17 protein-coding genes are annotated in these 16,301 nt (G+C 74.2%); 11 read left to right on the forward strand and 6 right to left on the reverse strand.

The genetic code is table 11. The annotated features are described in order from the left end of the window. The first annotated feature begins 116 nt into the window (after positions 1-116). On the forward strand, positions 117-761 hold the full coding sequence (locus tag ACZ7JA_RS17855; RefSeq protein ID WP_389296730.1) for a DedA family protein: 645 nt from the start codon (positions 117-119) through the stop codon (positions 759-761). 12 nt (positions 762-773) lie between these two features. Here ACZ7JA_RS17855 and ACZ7JA_RS17860 read toward each other — a convergent pair whose 3' ends face one another. Then, positions 774-1,301, reverse strand: a complete 528-nt coding sequence (locus ACZ7JA_RS17860; RefSeq protein ID WP_351668734.1) for a gamma carbonic anhydrase family protein — start codon at positions 1,299-1,301, stop codon at positions 774-776. A 108-nt stretch (positions 1,302-1,409) separates the two neighbouring features. Between ACZ7JA_RS17860 and ACZ7JA_RS17865 the strand changes: the two genes are divergently transcribed. From ACZ7JA_RS17865 to ACZ7JA_RS17875, 3 genes are all read left to right on the forward strand, one after another. Then, positions 1,410-2,174 carry an acyltransferase gene (locus ACZ7JA_RS17865; RefSeq protein ID WP_351668732.1) on the forward strand — a complete coding sequence of 255 codons (765 nt, stop codon included), beginning with the start codon at positions 1,410-1,412 and terminating at the stop codon, positions 2,172-2,174. A 64-nt stretch (positions 2,175-2,238) separates the two neighbouring features. Beyond that, complete coding sequence (locus tag ACZ7JA_RS17870; RefSeq protein WP_351668730.1) at positions 2,239-2,811, forward strand: helix-turn-helix domain-containing protein; 573 nt, start codon at positions 2,239-2,241, stop codon at positions 2,809-2,811. 43 nt (positions 2,812-2,854) lie between these two features. Further along, on the forward strand, positions 2,855-3,412 hold the full coding sequence (locus tag ACZ7JA_RS17875; RefSeq protein WP_470809095.1) for a YbaK/EbsC family protein: 558 nt from the start codon (positions 2,855-2,857) through the stop codon (positions 3,410-3,412). 55 nt (positions 3,413-3,467) lie between these two features. Here the strand turns inward: ACZ7JA_RS17875 and ACZ7JA_RS17880 are convergent, their stop codons facing one another. The 3 genes from ACZ7JA_RS17880 to ACZ7JA_RS17890 form a co-directional block, all read right to left on the reverse strand. After that, positions 3,468-4,703, reverse strand: coding sequence for a 4-hydroxybenzoate 3-monooxygenase (locus ACZ7JA_RS17880; protein ID WP_470809097.1), 1,236 nt, complete (start codon positions 4,701-4,703; stop codon positions 3,468-3,470). 76 nt (positions 4,704-4,779) lie between these two features. Then, complete coding sequence (locus ACZ7JA_RS17885) at positions 4,780-6,417, reverse strand: APC family permease (RefSeq protein WP_351668724.1); 1,638 nt, start codon at positions 6,415-6,417, stop codon at positions 4,780-4,782. A gap of 201 nt (positions 6,418-6,618) precedes the next feature. Beyond that, positions 6,619-7,026 (reverse strand): CoA-binding protein, encoded by a 408-nt coding sequence (locus ACZ7JA_RS17890; protein ID WP_351668722.1) that lies wholly within the window; start codon positions 7,024-7,026, stop codon positions 6,619-6,621. A 143-nt stretch (positions 7,027-7,169) separates the two neighbouring features. On the opposite strand from ACZ7JA_RS17890, the gene ACZ7JA_RS17895 reads away from it, so the two are divergent. From ACZ7JA_RS17895 to ACZ7JA_RS17915, 5 genes are all read left to right on the forward strand, one after another. Further along, complete coding sequence (locus tag ACZ7JA_RS17895; RefSeq protein ID WP_389296737.1) at positions 7,170-7,961, forward strand: hypothetical protein; 792 nt, start codon at positions 7,170-7,172, stop codon at positions 7,959-7,961. Further along, the gene (locus tag ACZ7JA_RS17900) at positions 7,958-8,509 is read left to right on the forward strand and encodes a SixA phosphatase family protein (protein ID WP_351668718.1); all 552 of its coding nucleotides are present in this window, start codon (positions 7,958-7,960) and stop codon (positions 8,507-8,509) included. Before ACZ7JA_RS17895 ends, ACZ7JA_RS17900 begins: the two co-directional genes overlap by 4 nt. A 52-nt stretch (positions 8,510-8,561) precedes the next feature. After that, positions 8,562-9,188, forward strand: coding sequence for a YigZ family protein (locus ACZ7JA_RS17905; RefSeq protein ID WP_351668716.1), 627 nt, complete (start codon positions 8,562-8,564; stop codon positions 9,186-9,188). Positions 9,189-9,317: 129 nt separating this feature from the next. Next, positions 9,318-10,481, forward strand: coding sequence for an exonuclease SbcCD subunit D (locus ACZ7JA_RS17910; RefSeq protein ID WP_351668714.1), 1,164 nt, complete (start codon positions 9,318-9,320; stop codon positions 10,479-10,481). Next, positions 10,478-13,468 (forward strand): AAA family ATPase, encoded by a 2,991-nt coding sequence (locus ACZ7JA_RS17915; RefSeq protein WP_470809101.1) that lies wholly within the window; start codon positions 10,478-10,480, stop codon positions 13,466-13,468. The genes ACZ7JA_RS17910 and ACZ7JA_RS17915 overlap by 4 nt, the downstream gene beginning before the upstream one ends. A gap of 4 nt (positions 13,469-13,472) precedes the next feature. Here ACZ7JA_RS17915 and ACZ7JA_RS17920 read toward each other — a convergent pair whose 3' ends face one another. Then, the gene (locus tag ACZ7JA_RS17920) at positions 13,473-13,919 is read right to left on the reverse strand and encodes an Lrp/AsnC family transcriptional regulator (protein ID WP_351668710.1); all 447 of its coding nucleotides are present in this window, start codon (positions 13,917-13,919) and stop codon (positions 13,473-13,475) included. A 94-nt stretch (positions 13,920-14,013) separates the two neighbouring features. Here ACZ7JA_RS17920 and ACZ7JA_RS17925 point away from each other — a divergent pair, with 94 nt between their 5' ends. Next, on the forward strand, positions 14,014-14,487 hold the full coding sequence (locus tag ACZ7JA_RS17925) for a rhodanese-like domain-containing protein (RefSeq protein WP_470809104.1): 474 nt from the start codon (positions 14,014-14,016) through the stop codon (positions 14,485-14,487). Between the two features lie 37 nt (positions 14,488-14,524). After that, positions 14,525-15,040, forward strand: a complete 516-nt coding sequence (locus ACZ7JA_RS17930) for an immunity 21 family protein (RefSeq protein WP_351668706.1) — start codon at positions 14,525-14,527, stop codon at positions 15,038-15,040. Between the two features lie 17 nt (positions 15,041-15,057). Here the strand turns inward: ACZ7JA_RS17930 and ACZ7JA_RS17935 are convergent, their stop codons facing one another. After that, positions 15,058-16,290, reverse strand: a complete 1,233-nt coding sequence (locus ACZ7JA_RS17935; protein WP_351668704.1) for a cytochrome P450 — start codon at positions 16,288-16,290, stop codon at positions 15,058-15,060. Positions 16,291-16,301 lie beyond the last annotated feature (11 nt).

Below are 16,301 nucleotides of genomic sequence, written 5' to 3' on the forward strand. Positions count from 1 at the left end.
GCGGCCCGGGCGCGCGGGCCGCCGTTCACCGCCGACCAGGTAGCCTTCCCATGGGGCGCGCTGCGCAAGCCACGCTCCGTCTGTGGACAGGGACAGCGACTCGGGAGGAACCGGCGGTGCACGTCCAGGAATGGCTCGACACGGTGCCCGCGGCCGCCGTCTACGCCGTGGTGGCCCTCGTGATCGGCCTGGAGAGCCTGGGCATCCCGCTGCCGGGCGAGATCGTCCTGGTCTCGGCGGCGCTGATGTCCTCCCAGCACACCGGCGTCGACCCGGTGGTGCTCGGCGCCTGCGCGACGGCCGGCGCGGTCATCGGCGACTCCATCGGCTACGCGATCGGCCGCAAGGGCGGGCGCCCGCTGCTGGCCTGGCTGGGGCGGAAGTTCCCGCGGCACTTCGGCGAGGGGCATGTCGCCACCGCCGAGCGGTCCTTCGAGAAGTGGGGCATGTGGGCGGTGTTCTTCGGCCGCTTCGTCGCCCTGCTGCGCATCTTCGCCGGACCGCTCGCGGGCGTGCTCCACATGCCGTACTGGAAGTTCCTGATCGCCAACGTCCTCGGCGGCATCTGCTGGGCCGGCGGCACCACCGCCGTCATCTACTACGTCGGCGTCGTCGCCGAGGACTGGCTGAAGCGCTTCTCCTACCTGGGCCTGGCCGCGGCGGTCCTGATCGGACTGGCGTCGATGCTGGTCGTCAAGCGCCGCGCCAAGAAGGCCCAGGCGGAGGCACCGGAGCCGGAACCGGTGCCCGCCGGGGACTGAGCCGCCCGGGACCTACTCGTGGACCCCGCGATGGGTCTTCGCCAGCTCCGCGTACAGCGTGCCGTTGAGGGTGACCCCCTGCCGTTCCTCCTCGGACAGCTCCCGCCGCACCTTGGCGGGCACCCCCGCCACCAGCGACCCCGGCGGCACGACCATCCCCTGCGGGACCAGCGCCTGGGCCGCGACCAGCGAGCCCGCTCCGATCACCGCCCCGTTCAGCACCGTCGCCCCCATCCCGACCAGGCAGTCGTCCTCCACGGTCGCCCCGTGCACCACCGCGTTGTGCCCGATGGAGACCCGCTCCCCGACGGTCACCGGGAAGCCGGGGTCGGCGTGCAGCGTGACGTTGTCCTGCACGTTCGCGTCGGCGCCCACGGTGATCCGCTCGACGTCCCCGCGCACCACGGCGCCGTACCAGACACTGGCGCCGGCGCTCAGCGTGACGTCCCCGATCACCGAGGCCGTGGGCGCCACGAACGCCTCCGCGTCGACCTGCGGTTCCTTCCCTGCGATGCCCACGATCAGCGCCTTGTGCGTCATCACCGTCTCCTCGTCCGCCGTAGTACTGCGCACGGTACGTCAGGACTGGGGCAAAGATCACAGCGGCCCACGCCCTCGCCCGGGGGCCCCGCTGAGTAACGTGAGCCCGTGCCGAAGCGCAAGAACACGTTCTCATCCCGGCGGCGGGGCCTCGCCCAGCGCGCCGTCCACGCGGTCTGGGCGTGGGCGCAGCGCGCGGGGTCCGTCAGCGCGGAGCACCCCGGGAGGTTCCGCTTCGGCTCGCTCGGTCCGGTCACCAGGCTGGCCTTCCCGCTCGGCACCGTCTTCGGCGAACCCTGGATCCACATCGGCTCGCACTGCATCATCGCCGAGCAGGTCACGCTGACCGCCGGCCTGATGCCGGACCTCGACCTCGGTCCCGACCCGATCCTGCGCATCGGCGACGGCGTCGTCCTCGGCCGCGGCAGCCACGTCATCGCCGACACGACGGTCACCATCGGCAGCGACTGCTACTTCGGGCCGTACGTGTACGTCACCTCCACCAACCACTCCTACGACGACCCGCACGAGCCCATCGGCAGGCAGTGGCCGCGCATGGAGCCGGTGGAGATCGGCCCGGGCTGCTGGATCGGCACCGGCGCGGTCATCCTGCCCGGCGCCCGGATCGGCCGGAACGTGGTGGTGGCCGCCGGCGCGGTGGTGCGCGGCACGGTGCCCGACCACGCCGTGGTGGCGGGCGCGCCCGCCCGGGTCGTACGGCGCTGGACGCCCGACGACGGCTGGCAGCCGCCGCTGCGCACCCCGGCGCCGGTGCCGCCCCCGCAGGGGATCACCCCGCAGCAGCTCAGCGCACTCGCCGAGCTGGACGAGGAAGGGGTCGCGGAGCTGGCGCGGCTGGAGGCCGAGGGCTGACGGGGCGGGTCGCCGGGAGATACTGCTCAGTACAGTTTGCTGAACCCCGGACATTGGACGGATCGTGTCGGACCTCGAACTCCTGACCCAGTCCCTGGCGCGCAACGTGCGGCACTGGCGCGCCGTGCGCGGCTTCACGCTGGACGTCCTCGCCGCCCGGGCCGGAGTGAGCCGCGGCATGCTCATCCAGATCGAGCAGGCCCGCACCAACCCGAGCATCGGCACCGTGGTCAAGATCGGCGACGCGCTCGGGGTGAGCGTCACCACCCTCCTCGACTACGAGCGGGGCCCGAAGGTCCGCATCGTCCCCGCCGAGCGCGCCGTACGGCTGTGGCACACCGAGGCCGGCAGCTACAACCGGCTGCTCGCCGGGACCGAGGCGCCCGGGCCGCTGGAGATCTGGGACTGGCGGCTGATGCCGGGCGAGAACAGCCCCTCCGAGCCGCACCCCGCCGGAACCGTGGAACTGGTCCACGTCACCGCGGGCGAGCTCACGCTCACCGTGGACGGCGAGGAGTACCGCGTCCCGGCCGGCGCGAGCGCCTCCTTCGAGGCCAACGTGCCGCATCTGTACGGCAACCGGGGCGAGGTGCCGATGGAGATGATGATGGCCGTCTCGGTGCCGCCCGTTCACTGAGACGCCGGTACACCGGCCCGGGGCGTCTTGTTAGCGTGCGGCCATGCGCGCACCCATCGGAGACTTCGAGACCGCCGTTCCCGCCCCGGACTGCCTGGACCGGCTCACGGCGCCGGTCGCCGACGCCGTGCGCCACTGGCGGGGCAGCGTCCCCGCCGACCGGATCGTCTGGGTGGACACCGACCCGCGCTGGGCCGACACCGCCGTCTTCGTGGAGCACTATGGGCGCGACCTGCTGGAGCGGTCGGCGAACTGCGTGGTGGTCGCGGGCAAGCGGGGCGGTGAGACCACCCTCGCCGCGTGCCTGGTGCTCTCCACCACCCGGGTCGACGTCAACGGCGCGGTGCGCCGCCGGCTCGGCGCCCGCAAGGCCTCCTTCGCCTCGATGGACACCGCGACCGGCGAGACCGGCATGGAGTACGGCGGTATCACCCCGGTCGGGCTGCCCGCGGGCTGGCCGGTCCTGGTCGACGCGGCCGTGGCCGACCTGCCGTACGTCCTGGTGGGCAGCGGGAGCCGGCACGGCAAGCTGCTGCTGCCGGGCAAGGCGCTGGCCGAACTGCCCGGCGCGGAGGTCGTCGAAGGACTCGGCATCGCCTGACACCGGGAGGGCGGCGGGCCCGCGACGGACGCGGGCCCACGCCCCTCTCGCGCGCTCAGAACGCGGCGGCCGAGCCCAGGTACTGCTCGGCGAAGGCCGCCGCGGCGGCGGGTGAGCCGAACAGCCGGCGCAGCCGGGCCAGTGTGGTGCCGGCCCGGAACGGATCGCCGGACGCCACCCCGTGGTAGACGTCCGACAGCCACTGCGAGAACTCCTGGTAGTCCCACACCCTGCGCAGTGCCGCGGCCGAGTAACCCGCCAGGCCGCTGTCGTCGCCCCGGGTGACCTGTGCGGCGAGGGCGTCGCCGAGCAGGAACGCGTCGTGCAGGGCCAGGTTCATGCCCTTCGCCGCGATCGGGGCCGTGAGATGACCGGCGTCACCGGCCAGCAACAGCCGTCCGTGACGCAGGGGTTCGACGACGTAGTGGTGCATGTCCAGGACCCGCTTCTCGATCAGCCGCCCCTCGGTCAGCGGGGGCGCCCCGGCCGCGCCGAGCCGGGTCCGCAGCTCGGCCCAGACCCGGTCGTGCGGCCAGTTCTCCGGATCGTCGCCGGGCGGGCACTGCAGGTAGTAACGGGTGACCTCGGGACTGCGGGGCATGTGCCCGGCGAAACCGCGCTGATGGACGCCGAACACGACGCAGTCGGAGGAGGGCGGGGTCTCGGCGAGCAGCGCCAGCCAGCCGATACCGTCGTCCTGCCGGGCGATCCGGATCCGCTCCGGGGGTATCGCGTCCCGCGTCACCCCGCGCGCACCGTCGCAGCCGGCGACGAAGTCGCAGCGCAGCACCAGCCGCTCGCCCGTCCGCGGGCACCGGTACGAGACCGCGGGACGGTCCGAGTCCAGGTCGTGCAGCCGTACGTCGCGCACCCCGAAGCGGATGTCGCCGCCGCGCACGTCGGCGTACTCCCGCACCAGGTCCGTCACCAGCAGCGGCTGCGGGTACACGTAGTGGTGTCGGCCCGTCAGTTCGCCGTACGGGAAGCGGAACCGCTCGCCGTCGAAGCGGAACTCGCAGGCGTCGTGCGACTCGGCGCGCTCCAGCAGGCGTTCCGCGAGGCCCCGCCGCTGGAGTTCGCGGACCGCCCACTCCTCCAGGAAGCCGGCCCGGGGCCGGGTCTCGACGAACCGTCTGCTCTCGGTCTCCAGGACCACGCAGTCGACGGAGGCGGCCCGCAGCAGGGCGGCGACGGTGAGCCCGGCGGGCCCGGCGCCCACGACGACGACCGTACGTTGTTCCGTACGGCCGTCCTCAGGCGCGGAGTTGAGATGGGGGGAGGGGTCTGTCACCTCCGCATTATGACGGTGTCCCGTCAGCCACGGCGGGGGCGCCGCGGCCGGCGGGACACCGGCGTCGGGGAGCGGGTCAGTGCGCCGGGGCGTCCGTGACCACGACCTCCTCGATGCTGCGCTCGATCGCCTCGGGCTTCGACGCGGTGGCCTTGGCCCAGTAGTAGACGCCCAGCGAGAAGGCCGTGACGACCAGGATGTCCCACCACAGGCCGATGTAGCCGCGGCCGCCGAAGCCGCCCAGCCAGGAGATCACGCCCAGGCCCAGCAGGTAGCCGGGCAGCCACTGCGCGGCCTTGAAGTCCAGCCGGGGCGCGTCGGGCAGGTTCTTGCGGATGGCGTACCAGGCGTAGGAGCCGAGCAGCACGTAGCCGAGCAGGATCGCGAAGCCCAGCCGCCACAGGGTGTCCCAGCCGGCCCAGTAGATGATGAGGTTGGCGACCACGAACGACAGCGGCGAGATCACCTTGCCGAAGGGCAGCCGGTAGGGGCGCTCGTGGTGCGGGAGCCGGTCGGCGAAGACGCCGTAGGCCAGGGGCGCGCCCGCGTACATCAGCACGCTCGCCGAGGTGATGAAACCGACCAGCTCCTGCCAGCTCGGGAACGGCAGGAAGCAGACCACGCCGGTCACGAAGGACATGATGAGGCCGAACCACGGCACGCCGCGCGCGTCGGTCTTCGCGAACGCCTTCGGCGCGTAGCCGTTCTTGGCCAGGCCGTAGGAGACGCGCGAGGTGGCGGTCGTGTAGATCAGGCCGGTGCCGCCGGGGGAGATGATGGCGTCGACGTAGAGCACCCAGCCCAGCCAGCCCAGGCCCACCAGGGTCGCCAGACCCGCCCACGGGCCGCTGATGCCGGCGAAGTCCAGCTTGGCCCAGCCGTGCGCGAACGAGAAGTGCGGCAGCGCGCCGATGAACACGACCTGCAGCAGGATGTAGATGACGGCGCCGATCGCGACCGAGCCGAGGGTCGCCCGCGGCAGGTCGCGCTTGGGGTTGCGGCTCTCGCCCGCGAGCTGGATGGCCTGCTCGAAGCCGAGCAGCGCGAAGATGATGCCGCTGGAGCTGATCGCGCCGAGCACGCCCTTGGCGCCGAAGGGCGCGAAGCCCTCCGAGGTGAAGTTGCCGGGGTGGAAGTTGCCCACGGCGATGATGAAGATCGCGCCGAGCGGCACGGCGATCTTCCACCAGGTCGCGGCGCTGTTGGTGTGGGCCAGGGCCCGGACGCCGAAGAAGTTGACGCCGACGAAGGCGGCCATGAGGACGACGGCGGTGACGAGACCGCCGGTCGTCAGCGTGCCGTCGGCGTGCTGCAGGCCCTGCGCCCAGCCCCAGTGACCGGCGTAACCGATCATGGCCTCGACCTCGATCGGGGCCACGGTCGCCGCCTGCAGCCAGGCGAACCAGCCGAACGACATGCCGGCCAGGCCGCCGAAGGCGTAGTGCGGGTAGCGGGCGGTGCCGCCGGCGACCGGGAACATGCCGCCGAGTTCGGCGTGCACGAGCGCCAGCAGGACGATGGCGACCGCGCCGATCACCCACGAGACGATCGCCGCGGGGCCGGCCACGACCACCGCCTTCTCGGCTCCGTACAGCCAGCCGGAGCCGATGATGGAGCCCACCGAGGCCCACATCAGTCCGATCAGCCCGACGTCCCGGCGCAGACCGCCGGACTCCGTCGTGGCCTGTGGCACGGCATGGTCGACTTTCACCATGTCTGGTGGCCTCTCAGATCGTGAACGTGGAAATACGAGCAAGGAGGCCACAGGCTAGGAACGAGCACCGCCATCGCAAAAGACTGTTTCCGAAAACTTGACCCGGGATCTTGACTGTCTTGGCGTCAGTCTTCACGCAGGTCAAGGCCCAGGTGGAATGTCAATATTCAGCGGTGAATTGTGAGAAGAAGGTGAGACAGCTCAATGCAGGCGGGGAATTTCGATCGCCGGGCAGCGGTCCATCACCATGTCCAGCCCCGCGGCCCGGACCCGCTCCAGGGCGTCCTCGTCGACGACGCCGAGCTGGAACCACACCGCCTTCGCGCCCTTCTTCACCGCCTCGTCGGCGACGGCGCCGGCCAGCTCGCTGTTGACGAACACGTCCACGACGTCGACCTCGAAGGGGATGTCCGCGAGGGAGGCGTAACCCGGCTCGCCGTGCACCGTCTCCGCCTTCGGGTGCACCGGCACGATCCGCTTGCCGAACCGCTGCAGCACCTGCGCCACCCCGTAGGCGGCCCGCCGCTGGTTCGCGGACAGGCCGACCACGGCCCAGGTGTCTCCCCGCTCGGTCAGGATCCTGCGGATCGTCGCTTCGTCGCCGTACACGGCCGCCTCCTCGGGCTGCGGGGAACTGTCGTCGGGGCAACAGCACCCGCCGGGTGCTGATTCCCTCCCCGGTTCCCCGCCACGGTGACCGGAATCGGCGCAAGGTGCCCGCGTACGGCCGCCGCCGCGCCTACGCTCGGGCCGTGCTGCGCATCCTCGACGCCCGAACCGGTGAGCCCGTCTCCGCCGCGCCCGCCCGCCGCGGCCTGACCCGGATCGAGGCCTACGCCTCCGGCCTGGACCTGACGGCCCTGCGGGTCCTGCTCACCGCCGATGTCCTCGTCCGCGCCCTGGAGCTCGGCGGCACCCCCGTCTGGACCATCCTCACCGCGCCCCACCGGCTCGCCGAACTCCGCGCGGCCGCCACCGCGCTGTCCGTCCGCCCCTTCGAGGACGGCCGCGACCTCGCCTCGGGCCTGGGGGAGGCCCAGGTGCTCCATGTGACGGGGGAGCGGGACGCGGCGCCGGGCGCGGGCACGGTGGTGGCCGTCGCTCCGGCGACCTGGAACGGTGAGCCGCCCGGGCCGGCCGCTGCGGCGCCGCCCGGCGCCCCCGCCGCCGACGCCCCGCTGCGCGCCCTCCTCGCCGCCGACGCCGACCCCGGAGCACTCCGCCTGGCCTTCCTCTCCGTCCCGCGCGGCACCCCCGCGTCGCTGGATGCCGGACGGCTGGACGAGGCGGCGCGGACCCTCGCCCGGTGGCGGCGGGCCGTGGCCGGGTGGGCGCGGCAGCCCTCGCGGCCGGTGCCCGAGGAGGTGCGGACACGCCTGCGGGCCGCCTGGGAGGACGATCTCGACCTGCCCGGCGTGCTCGGCGTGCTGCGCGACGTGGAGGGCGCCCGGGACATCCCGGACGGGGCGCGTTTCGAGACCTACGCGTACGCCGACCGCCTGCTCGCCCTCGACCTGCCGCGCGACCTCGGGAGCCTCGGGTGATCGAGCGGGCGGGCGCGGGCCCGCTGCGGCGGCTGGTCGTGCTGCGGCACGCCAAGTCCGCCTGGCCGGAGGGCGTCGCGGACCACCGCCGTCCGCTGGCGCCGCGCGGGCTGCGGGACGCCCCGGCCGCCGGCCGTGCGCTCGCCGAGGCCGACTGCCTGCCCGACCTCGCCCTGTGCTCCACCGCCGTGCGCGCCCGCCGCACCTGGGAGCTGGCCTCCGCCCAGTGGGGCACCCCGCCCCCGGTCCGCTACGACCCGCGGCTGTACGGGGCCGCCGTGCCGGACCTGATGGAGGCCGTGCGCGAGACGCCGCGCGAGGTGGAGACCCTGCTGCTGGTCGGGCACAACCCGGGGCTGGAGGAACTGGTCCTGGACCTGGCCGGGGACGGCCTCGACGACGCCCTCGACCGGGTGCGCGCCAAGTTCCCGACCTCCGCGCTCGCCGTGCTGGCCTGGCGCGGCACCGGCTGGCCGGCCCTCGTCCCCGGCGCGGCCCTGCTGACGTCGTTCACCGTGCCGCGCGGGAAGAAGGAGCGGAGGCGGTAGCCCGGCGCCGACCGCGAACGGGGACGGACCGGTGCTCGCATAGGCTGGCGGGATGCAGGACGAGTACCGCACAGTCGCCCGCGCGGGCGTGCACGAGACCGAGGTCAACCGCTCCCGCTTCCTGTGCGCCCTCGCCCCGGCGGCCACCGAGCGGGAGGCCCAGGAGTTCCTCGCGGCCGTCCGCAAGGAGCACGCCGACGCCACGCACAACTGCTGGGCGTACGTCATCGGCGCCGACGCGGCCGTCCAGAAGGCGAGCGACGACGGCGAACCCGGCGGCACGGCCGGCGTCCCGATGCTGCAGATGCTGCTGCGCCGCGACATGCGGTACGTGGTCGCCGTGGTCACCCGCTACTACGGCGGCGTCAAGCTGGGCGCCGGCGGTCTCATCCGGGCCTACGGCGGCTCCGTCGGCGAGGCCCTGGACGCGCTCGGCACGATCACCCGGCGCCGGTTCCGGCTCGCCACAGTCACCGTCGACCACCAGCGCGCCGGCAAGGTCCAGAACGACCTGCGCGCCACCGGACGCGAGGTCCGGGACGTCCGCTACGGCGAGGCCGTCACCATCGAGATCGGTCTGCCGGACGCCGACGTCGACGCGTTCCGCGGCTGGCTGGCCGACGCGACGGCGGGCACGGCCGTCCTCGAACTGGGCGGGGAGGCCTACGGGGACGCGTGACGTTCACCGCCCCCATAACGGAAGTTCAGCCTCAATCGGATATAACGCCCGCATGCGGGGCGGGTCGTGACGGGCTGATACGGGAGTAACCGCCCGTGATGTCAGACCCGGCCGTTAGTCTCGGGGATCATGAGACTGCTGCACACGTCCGACTGGCACCTGGGCCGGGCCTTCCACCGGGTGAACATGCTCGGCGCCCAGGCCGGGTTCATCGGTCACCTCGTCGCCACCGTGCGTGAGCACGCGGTGGACGCGGTGGTCGTGTCCGGTGACGTGTACGACCGCGCGGTGCCCCCGCTCGCCGCGGTCGAGCTCTTCGACGACGCCCTGCACCGCCTCGCGGAGCTCGGGGTGCCCACGGTGATGATCTCCGGCAACCACGACTCGGCCCGCCGCCTCGGCGTCGGCGCCGGCCTGATCGACCGCGCGGGCATCCACCTGCGCACCGAGCCGTCCGCCGTCGGCACCCCGGTGGTGCTGCGGGACGCCCACGGCGACGTCGCCTTCTACGGTCTGCCCTACCTCGAACCCGCCCTGGTGAAGGAGGAGTTCGCGGTGCAGAAGGCGGGCCACGAGGCCGTGCTGGCCGCCGCCATGGAGCGGGTCCGCGCCGACCTCGCCGGCCGCGCCCGGGGCACCCGTTCCGTCGTCCTCGCCCACGCCTTCGTCACCGGCGGCCAGGCCAGCGACAGTGAACGGGACATCACCGTCGGCGGGGTGGCCGCCGTGCCGGCCGGGGTCTTCGACGGCGTGGACTACGTGGCGCTCGGGCACCTGCACGGCTGCCAGACCCTCACCGAGCGGGTGCGCTACTCGGGCTCCCCGCTCGCCTACTCCTTCTCCGAGGCCGGCCACCGCAAGAGCATGTGGCTCGTCGACCTGGCCGCCGACGGCTCCGTCACCGCCGAGCGCCTCGACTGCCCGGTCCCGCGCCCGCTGGCCCGCCTCCGGGGCACCCTGGAGGAGCTGCTCGCCGACCCCGCTCTCGCCCGCCACGAGGACGCCTGGATCGAGGCCACCCTCACCGACCCGGTCCGCCCCGCCGACCCCATGGCCCGCCTCGCCGAGCGCTTCCCGCACACCCTCAGCCTGGTCTTCGCCCCGGACCGGGAACCCGACGACCCGCGGGTCTCGTACGCCCGGCGGCTGGCCGGCCGCGGCGACCAGGAGATCGCCGAGGACTTCGTCGCCCATGTGCGCGGCGCCGGCCCCGACGAGCGGGAGGCGGCCGTGCTCCGCGACGCCTTCGACGCGGTGCGCGCCCACGACACCCTGCGGGAGGTGGCCCGGTGAGGCTGCACCGGCTCGACATCACCGCCTTCGGCCCCTTCGGCGGCTCCCAGAGCGTCGACTTCGACGCGCTCTCCACCGCCGGGCTCTTCCTGCTGCACGGCCCCACCGGCGCGGGCAAGACCTCCGTCCTGGACGCCGTCTGCTACGCCCTCTACGGCACCGTGCCCGGCGTCCGGCAGACCGGCCAGGGCATGAACCTGCGCAGCGACCACGCCGAACCGGGCACGCGCACGGAGATCCGGCTCGAACTCACCGTCGCCGGACGGCGGCTGGAGATCACCCGGCAGCCGCCGTGGGAGCGGCGCAAGCTGCGCGGCACCGGCACGACCGTCGACAAGGCGCAGACCTGGCTGCGCGAGTACGACGCCCCGGCCGGCGCCTGGAAGGACCTCAGCCGCTCCCACCAGGAGATCGGCGAGGAGGTCACCCAGCTCCTCGGCATGAGCCGCGAGCAGTTCTGCCAGGTGGTCCTGCTGCCCCAGGGCGACTTCGCACGCTTCCTGCGCGCCGACGCCGAGGCCCGGGGCCGGCTGCTCGGACGCCTCTTCGACACCCAGCGCTTCGCCGACGTGGAGAAACGGCTCGCGGAACGCCGGCGCGCGAGCGAGGCCCGGGTGCGCGAAGGCGACGCCGCGCTGCTCGCCGACGCCCACCGCATGCAGCAGGAGGCGGGCGGCGCCATGGAGCTGCCCGAGCTGAGCCCCGGGGAGCCGGGTCTCGCCGAGGCCGTGCTCGGCGCCGCCGCCGTCGCCCGCAGCACCGCGCGCGAGCACCTCACCGTCGCCCGGTGCCGCCTCGCCACCGCCGAGTCCGCGCACGACGCGGCCCGGCAGGCCCTGGACGAGGCGCGTGAACTCGCCCGGCTGCAGAGCCGGTTCGCCGAGGCCCGCGAGCGGGCGGAGCGGCTGCAGCAGGGAGCGGACGCGTACCGCGAGGCGCAGGAGCGGATGGCGCGGGCCCGCAAGGCTGAGACGGTGGCGCCCGCGCTGGACCTGCGGGACGCGGCCGAGGACGAGCACCGCGAGGCCGCGAGGGCCGAGGCGCGCGCACGCGTCGACCTGCCCGGCGCCCACGCCGGCGACGGCCCCGCGGGCCTTGCGGCCGCCGCCCGCCGGGCCACCGGGGAACTCGGCGGCCTGGAGTCGGCCCGGCGCGCCGAACGCCGGCTCACCGAGGCCGCCGAGGAGCGGGCCGCGCTCGACCAGCAGGAGCGCGCCGACGAAGACGTGCTGCGCGAGGCCGACGCCTGGCTCGCCGACTGGGACGCCACCCGCGCGGCCCTGCGGTCCCGCATCGAGCACGCCCAGGAGGCGGCCACCCGCGCCGAACAGCTCGCCGTCCGGCGCGAACCCGCGCAGCGGCGCCTCGCCGCGGCCCGCAGACGGGACGAACTCGCCGCCGACCTGGAGCGGGCCCGGGACCGGGCGCTGGCCTCGGGGCAGCGGGCCGTGGAGGCCCGTGCCCGCTGGCTCGACCTCAAGGAGCAGCGGCTCAACGGCATCGCCGCCGAACTCGCGGCCCAGCTCGCCGACGGCGAGCCCTGCGCCGTCTGCGGAGCCACCGAGCACCCCGCGCCCGCCCGCAAGGTCGCCGGGCACGTCGACCGCGAGACGGAGGAGCGCGCCCTCACCGACTGCCGGCGGGCCGAGGAGCGGCAGGCCGAGGACGAGCGGAGCCTCGGCGCCGTCCGCGAGGCGCTGGCCGCCGCCACCGCCGAGGCCGGCGACACGCCCGTGGAGCGGCTGGCGGCCGAGGCCGACGTCCTGGAGCGGGAGCACGCGGAGGCCCGCCGGGACGCCTCCGGCCTGCACGCCGCCCACGAGGAGCTGCGCCGGGCGGAGCAGGAGCGCGAGCGGCGCCTGGACGAGCGCCAGCGCGCCGCCGTGCGCACCGCCGCACGCCTGACCCGGCGCGAAAACCTGGAGCGCGAACAGGCGGCCCTGGAGGAGGAGTTGACCCAGGCGCGCGGATCCGCGTCCAGCGTGGCCGCCCGGGCCGCCGAGCTGGAGCGGCAGGCGGCCCGGCTCACCGAGGCCGCCGACGCCGCCCGCGCCGCCGAGGACGCCGCCCAGCGGCTCAAGGACGCCGACGCCCGCCTCGCCGACGCCGCCTACCGCGCCGGTTTCGACACCCCGCGGGCCGCGGCCGCCGCCCTCCTCGACGACGCGGCCCACCGCGAGCTCCAGCACCGCCTCGACGCCTGGCAGCACGAGGAAGCCGCGGTACGCGCGGTGCTCGCGGAGTCCGGCACCGCTGCCGCAGCCCAGCAGCCCCCCGCCGACCCGGACGCCGCCGAGCGGACGGCGGCCGAGGCGGCACGGCGGCTGCGCGAGGCGGCCTCCGCACGGGACGCCGCGGCCCGCCGCAGCAGCGAACTGGACCGGCTCTCCGCCCGGGCCGCCGAGTCGGTGCGCCGGCTCGGGCCCCTGCGCGAGGAGTACGACCGGGTGGCGCGCCTGGCCGCCCTCACCGCCGGCACCTCCGCCGACAACGAGCGCCGGATGCGGCTGGAGTCGTACGTGCTCGCGGCCCGTCTCGAACAGGTCGCCGCCGCCGCGACCGTCCGCCTGCACCGCATGTCCTCGGGCCGCTACACGCTCGTCCACTCCGACGACCGCACGGGGCGCGGCCGCAGCGGCCTCGGCCTGCACGTCGTCGACGCGTGGACCGGCCGCGAGCGGGACACCGCGACCCTGTCCGGCGGTGAGACCTTCTTCGCCTCCCTCGCCCTGGCCCTCGGCCTCGCCGACGTCGTCACCGACGAGGCGGGCGGCGTCCGCCTGGACACCCTCTTCATCGACGAGGGCTTCGGCAGCCTGGACGACCAGACCCTCGACGAGGTCCTGGACGTCCTGGACACGCTGCGCGAGCGCGACCGCAGCGTCGGCATCGTCAGTCACGTCGCCGACCTGCGCCGCCGTGTCCACGCCCAGCTCGAGGTGGTGAAGGGCAGATCGGGGTCCTCGCTGCGGCAGCGCGGGGGCTGACCGGTCAGCGGCCGAGCGGACGCCGGGGGAGCGGCGAGGAGTACACCACGCTCGTGGTCACCGAGCCCAGCCCGCCGATCCTCCCGGAGATCTCCTCCAGGTGCGGCATCGAGCGCGCGGCGACCTTGATGACGAAGCAGTCGTCACCGGTCACGTGATGGGCCTCCAGGATCTCCGGCGTCGCCGCCACCAGGTCGTGGAACGGCTTGTAGTTGCCGTGCGGGTAGCGCAGCCGGACGAAGGCGAGGATCGGCAGTCCGAGCCGCTCGGGGTCGACGACCGCCGCGTACCCCCGGATCACGCCGGCCTCCTCCAGCCGGCGCACCCGCTCGGTGACGGCGCTCGGCGACATCGAGACGGCCCGCGCCAGCTCGGCGTAGCTGGCCCGGCCGTCGCGCTGCAGGACGTCCAGGATGCGCCAGTCGGTGGCGTCCGGGGAATACACGGTCATGCGGGATGGATAGCAGGGAAAACAGCGGCCGATCAAGCGCAGCCCAGGGGATCGCCCCTTCGCCGGGCGGGCCGGCGGCCATAGATTTCCCGTCATGATCGACGACACCGTGAACCCCGTCCTGCGCGTCGCCCCCGCCGACCCGGCCGTGGCCGCCGCCTACTTCCGGGCCTCGCTGGCCTTCCACGCCGACGTCTCCGACGTCGCCGCCGCACTCGCGGCCGGCGGCGACCCCGGCTTCGTCCTGGTCGACTCCCGCTCCACCGAGTCGTGGGACCAGGGGCACATCCCCGGCGCCGTCCACCTGCCCACCGCGCTCATCCCCGAGCAGGCCGAGCGGCTCCTGGACAAGGCCGTGCCCGTGGTGACGTACTGCTGGGGCCCCGGCTGCAACGGCGCCACCCGCGCCGCCCTCGCGCTCGCCGAACTCGGTTACCGCGTCAAGGAGTTGCTCGGCGGCTTCGAGTACTGGGCGCGGGAGGGCCTCGCCTACGGGACCTGGCGGGGCGAAGCCCGGCGCGATCCCGACCCGCTGACCGCACCGGTCGCAGGCGAATGCGGCTGCTGACCCCGCCGGGTGATCGCCGTGCGTGTAGGTTCTGCCCATGTCTCGATACGCGGATCCGGGCGCACTGCAGTGGGTGGAGTCGGGCGGAGGGCCCCTGATAGCCGTGCCGGAGACGGTCCTGCCGTTCTGGGCGGGCGCCGACAGCGAGGAGTTCGCCACCGACTACGACCGCGCGTGCGAGGTGGACGGATACGCCGGCCTGCTCCCGGTGGGCGACAGCGCGGCCCTCGTCCTCGGCGACGAACCGGCGGCCACCGCCTACCTGCCCGACGAGGGCGTCTTCGTGCGCTGGTCCGCAGCGCACTCCGAGCGCGAACTGCTCGCCCACGTTCCCGCCGCGCTCGGCACTGCCGCGTGGGGGCCCGAGGTCCGCTGGCAGGTGCCGGGCCCGGTGGTGCTCTTCGACGCCGCCCGGCCGGGCGGGACGGCGGACCGCGCCGGACACCTGCGTGTCCCGCTGGCGCCGGGCCCGTACGCGGTCGCCGCCGCCTACGCCCAGCCGGGACCCGAGACCTGGCTGGGTCTGGTCCGGGTGAGGCGGCTCGCCCGCTGACCTGCGCGGCCCGCGGGTCAGCGCCGGTCGTCGAAGGCGATCCGCAGATGGCGCGGGCCGCGCAGCACCGCGTTCTGCCGGTAGGGCGGCGGGTCCTCGACCAGACGGGGGCCGTCCAGCCGCCGGGCCAGTTCGGACAGCGCGATCTGCGCCTCCAGACGGGCCAGCGGAGCGCCGAAGCAGCTGTGGATGCCGCTGCCGAAACCGAGATGCTGGATGTCGCCGCGGTCCGGGTCGAACCGCTCGGGGTCCTTGAACCGCTCCGGGTCCCGGTTGCCGGCGGCGAGCATCAGCCAGATCCGCGAACCCTTGGGGATGGTCACGCCGCGCACCTCGATGTCGGCGATACAGGTGCGCTGGGGCACGATCTGCACCGGCGGCTCGTACCGCAGCAGCTCCTCCACGACCCGGGGTGCGAGGCCCGGGTCCTCCCGCAGCCGCCGCAGCACGTCCGGGTGGCGCAGCAGGGTGAGCATGCCGTTGGTGATGAGGTTGACCGTCGTCTCGTGACCGGCGATCAGCAGCAGCACCGCGGTGCTCATCACCTCCATCATCGTCATGGCGCCTTCCGGGCCGCGGCTGTCCGCGAGGTCCGACAGCATGTCGTCCTGCGGGTCCTTGGTGCGCTGCTCGACCAGCCCGGCCAGATACATGCCGAGCTGCATCCGCGCCTCCTGCGCCTTCTTCACGAACTCCTCGTCCGCGCTCTCGCGCGTCTCCGGGTCCAGGCTGGCCACCAGCGGGTCGACCCAGGAGCGGAAGCGCGGCTCGTCCTCGCGGGGCACGCCCAGCAGCCGGCAGATGACCGTGACCGGGAACGGGTAGGCGAACTGGTCCACCAGGTCGATCTCGCGTGCCTCGCCGAAGCCGTCGATCAGCGAGCCGACGATGTCGTGCAGCTCGCCGCGCATGGAGTCGATCCGGTGCGGCTTGTGGGGCGGCCCGAAGGCGCTGTTGGCGATCCGCCGCAGCCGGTCGTGCTCCGGCGGGTCGAGCCTGAGGAAGGACGGGGGGAGCCCGGTGCTCTGCGCCTCGGCCAGTTCGTCCCCGGCGGCGGCCAGGTTGGCGGCGTCGGAGCTGATCCGCGGATCGTGCAGCAGGCTCTCGATGTCCCAGTACGAACTGATGACGTAAGGGCCGTCCTCCTCCTCGTGCAGCACCGGAGTCCGGCGGAGCTCCTCGTACAGCGGATAGGGGTCGGCGCGGTTGGCGAAGTCGGTGATGCGGCGGAACAGTGAGGCCTGCGTCATGACGAGTCCTT

Source organism: Streptomyces sp. NPDC038135, assembly GCF_055601245.1.